2 protein-coding genes are annotated in these 4,156 nt (G+C 33.0%); both read right to left on the reverse strand.

Annotation, left to right across the window (positions count from 1 at the left end):
- Positions 1–123: 123 nt before the first annotated feature.
- Positions 124–2,016, reverse strand: a complete 1,893-nt coding sequence (locus DV872_RS25760; protein WP_114632848.1) for a class I SAM-dependent DNA methyltransferase — start codon at positions 2,014–2,016, stop codon at positions 124–126.
- 194 nt (positions 2,017–2,210) lie between these two features.
- Positions 2,211–3,935, reverse strand: coding sequence for an AIPR family protein (locus DV872_RS25765; RefSeq protein WP_114632849.1), 1,725 nt, complete (start codon positions 3,933–3,935; stop codon positions 2,211–2,213).
- Positions 3,936–4,156: the final 221 nt, after the last annotated feature.

Consider the following 4,156-nt stretch of genomic DNA (forward strand, 5'->3'; position numbering starts at 1 on the left):
ATATATTTGAGAAAATTCCACTGGCCAATACTAATCAGGATCTGGAACAATTGCTTCCATGGAACATTGATAAAGAAGAACTCATCCCATAGACGATCAGTCAACACGGGGAGATATTAGCGCTTACAAAGGATCAATATTTCCTTCGTAGTACTCTTTCTCTGTAAAAATATTTAATTTGCCTTTTCCAAATCGAACTAAATTAACCAATTCCTCGTAACGTTCTTTTGCTAAGTCGGTATCTTTTAGGTTATTGCTTGCTTTTTTACGATTGCTTCTTGCATATCCGTCATTTGAAAAATCGATAAATTTTACGATTTCGTCTTTGTGATGGGCTTCGTTTACCTTAAACACATAAATGTTGGTTTGTACACTTGATTTTCCAATAAACAAATCAATAGGCATTTTTATACTTGCCAAAAGAGTATGCTTTTCTAATATTTTTATGTTGTAATCTTTTGCTTTTCCACTACCTGCTGAATTTTGGATAATGATTGCGGCATAACCCTTGTTCATCATTCCAAGTGCCTTTTCTACAAAGTTCATTCCGTTGCCATTGGCAGAATATGGCGGGTTTAGTACAAATGCATCAGCAGGGAATTTGTTATCAGTTTTTCCAAATCCATATTTTCCATCAAAATCGGTTAGTGAGTTTTTATTCAAAATGTTTGAACTACCGTCACCCATTAAAATCATATTCAGAATTGCTAACATATATACACTTGAAAGCAACTCTAATCCGAGCAATTGTTCAGCTTTGATTTTAATTTGTTTTTGAGCAAGTTCATCGGGCGAAGAAATGGAGTTTTTAGCATCATTAAGCATTTCGTTCATTGCAGCAACCAAAAGACCTGCCGAACCTGTGGCAAAGTCCCACACATAGGAATTTTTGTTTACTCTGGCTAGTTTAACCAATAGAGTTGCAATATAAGAGGGAGTAAGTACAACATCGTTTAATTTGTCTTGTGTAAACCCTAACCAACCATACATTTCGTTGAAAAGTTTTCCTGTAAAATCGGTGGTTAAACCAATTTTATAATAAATACCTAAATCATCTACTATTTTTATAAATACTCTTTTTAACTGACTTTCACCACTTTCAACTTTATTGATATTTTCTGTCAAAAGCGTATTTGATAAAGTTCTAATTATTAAATCTTTTTTCTCTCTTGGTAATTGTTTTTCACCTAAAAAGGCTTTGATTTTTCGTACCATAATTTCACCATCAGTATTGCCTTCCTCTGACGATGATTTTAAGTCCGATTTTTCAAGTGGTTTAACTTTCCCAGAAATCCCAAGAGTTGCAATAATTGAAGCTGCAACGAGATATACACGGTCATTTTCGCCAAGCCCTTTTTCGTTTTGATAAATATCGTTGTTTAATTTAACTAGACTTGCATCAATTTCTTTTTCTCGTTGTTCTTTGAGTTTTTCAATTTCTTCTTGTGTTAAACTCAAAGTATTTACTTGCTCAATAAAAGCATCGAAATTTTCCTTTTTTAGAAAAGAGAAATCGGAAAAAGCGCCAATTTTTTGACCTACACCAAAATTGCTTTTTGAAACATAATAAACACCAATTTGGTGTTCAATTTTTCCTGTTTCATTTTTGTAACCGGTCATTCCTATAGCAATAATGTCTGTATAGCTTGTATGATGAAGTAAAGCATTTGCGTAATGAACTGCGCCGTTTACCGCAAATGAATTGATGTTTTTAAAATTTGGTTCGTTTTTGGCTGCTTTATTATCAACTTGTCCGTCATTGTTGAGCTTTTCAAGTTTGTCTTTATAACCTTTATACTCGATAAGAATAGGGTAATAATCTAAGTTTTTATCTTGAAGTAATAATTTTGCATCTGGACGATTTCCGCCTGTTCCTCCATTTTTAGAGAAATAATCATCAAGGGCTTTGTCTATTTCAGAATTTAATGATTCTTGTTCAAGTTTATAATCTAATTTGTACGATTTTAGCCATCCATTAGCCAAATCTGCTATATTCGGTTCAATTGATTGTGCCATTATATCTCCATTCTTTCTTTGCCCGCCATGGACGGAGGGCATCTTTTCATCTTTTCAAATGATTTATATCATATTTTCTCTATTTTGAGAATTTTTTGTCCGTATAACACCAACTTCAGCTGCATCCGCCAGCAGGCGTGATTGTTGCGAATGCAAGAATCATGATCTGCCAGGATGTCTGCTGCAAGTTTTTGTTATACGGTTATATTTTCAGAAAACTTCTCAAATATTTCTTTATTTGCATTATATGTTGATTCAACAAGAGATCTGAATGTATCAATTGCTTTTTCATTCTCTGCTACTACACCTAATGATTTCTTTGTTGGTTCTATCAAATGATTACTGAAAGGAATGGTACTATCTACGATTGAAAACCATAATTCTTTTGCTTTATTTAATTTAATTTTATTATCAAATGAGATTCGGAAGAAATTTGGAATTTTTTTATTAAGAATTATCTCTAAACAAGAAGAAATTGCTGATATAAAAATATAATTAGCACCGCGCATTCTAAGAAATGCTAACCGATCTTCTTCTTTTTTAAGCATATCCTCTTCATTTTTTAATTTGGCAAATAAACTTAGTTTTAATTCTTTTACTGTTTCAAATAATGAGTATGACAATAAGATATGCTCTGCACCTAGTTTCTCATTAAAAAATTTACTATAAAGTTCATCCTTATTCCAAATACCTGATTTTTGGTTATATGCAACATTCGGATAACCATGAAACGCAGCTAATGATTGAGCAACAGAATCAGATGCTAATAAATTTGATTGTCTTTTAATTGCATCTTCCACACCACCGCGTCTACCTCCTGGATAAACATGATCACCAATTGAATCGAATTCTTTTCTTAATCGATCTTGAATCATATCATTACTTCTAAAGTCCATTGCAGTTGTTTTATTTTGGCTATTATTAAACCGAACAATGTTGGTAATTGTATCGTGTGAATCACATTTTATGAATCTTGCTGATACAAATGCTTGTTCAGAAGGTGAATCTTTTAATGTTCCAATTGCTCCTGTTGTTTGAGCTCCATTTACTATTGAAAGTCCACTTACATGAAGAATATTGTCTTTTAATTCATATGAATGAGTAATTGCTGTTATTCCGTTATTATATACACAGAATTTTTGTGGAATTTCTTTAGCGGTTATTTTTATTCCATAATTAATATTCGAATCAGTTTTTCTTGTTCCTAAATAGTCTCTAATATTTGCACTAAAAATATCTTTTCCATATTTCCCAAACATCTCATGTAATGTTCGAATTGGAACTGCTGTAGATAATGCATGCCAATCATCACCTTTTATTTCAAAACCACCAGGGACTTTAAATTCAAGTTTTTCGTTTACTAAAATAGGAGTTTGCGTCATCTGATACATTGATGACAATTTCCCATCACCTATTTCATGGGATGATACTGTTATTTTTAAATCAGGATACAGAGTTGATACAATACTACTCAAAGTATGTTCAACAGTTTTCAATTCATTCTCACAATTCTGCGACTCAGGCAAATTGTGTACATACCAAGCCTCAATACTATGGATAGAACCATCTGCTATTGCAGTTCTTAATTCAAGTGCAGGAGATTGTAGATGTTCGGGTAAATCATTAATTTCTCTATTTAATAACCAGCCTACAGCAGTATTTAAATCAGAAGCTTTGCTAGAAGGGGCAGATTGTTTTGGTATCGTAGCATAATATCCTTGGGCAATAATAGCTATCCCATCATCTTTATTTATCAAAACTAGATCAGCCTTTTTATCATTAGGGCCATCAGTTAGTGCTTCAGATGCAATTGTTGTTATATCATCATATCCAAAGCGTAAAATTAAAGAAAATAATAGTAAGCCATTATCTCCGAATTCTTTTAGGTCTTCTCGTGACTCATAAGCTGATTTATACATATTATTCTCCTATTAAACTATTTTAAATTAAGATTATTTATACCCCAATCCGTATAACATCCTTTTAAGCTGCAGGAGGAAAGATGGCGAGATCGTTGCGAATGGTAGAGTAGAGGCAGGCGCCCCTGCCCCCCTCATCAAACCGTACATGAAGTTTTCCCTCATACGGCTTTCGAACAGTTTTCATCTCAAGCATTCACAGTAGCCCCTAATTTGACCCA

This window comes from Oceanispirochaeta sp. M1 (assembly GCF_003346715.1).
Lineage (GTDB): Bacteria > Spirochaetota > Spirochaetia > DSM-2461 > DSM-2461 > Oceanispirochaeta.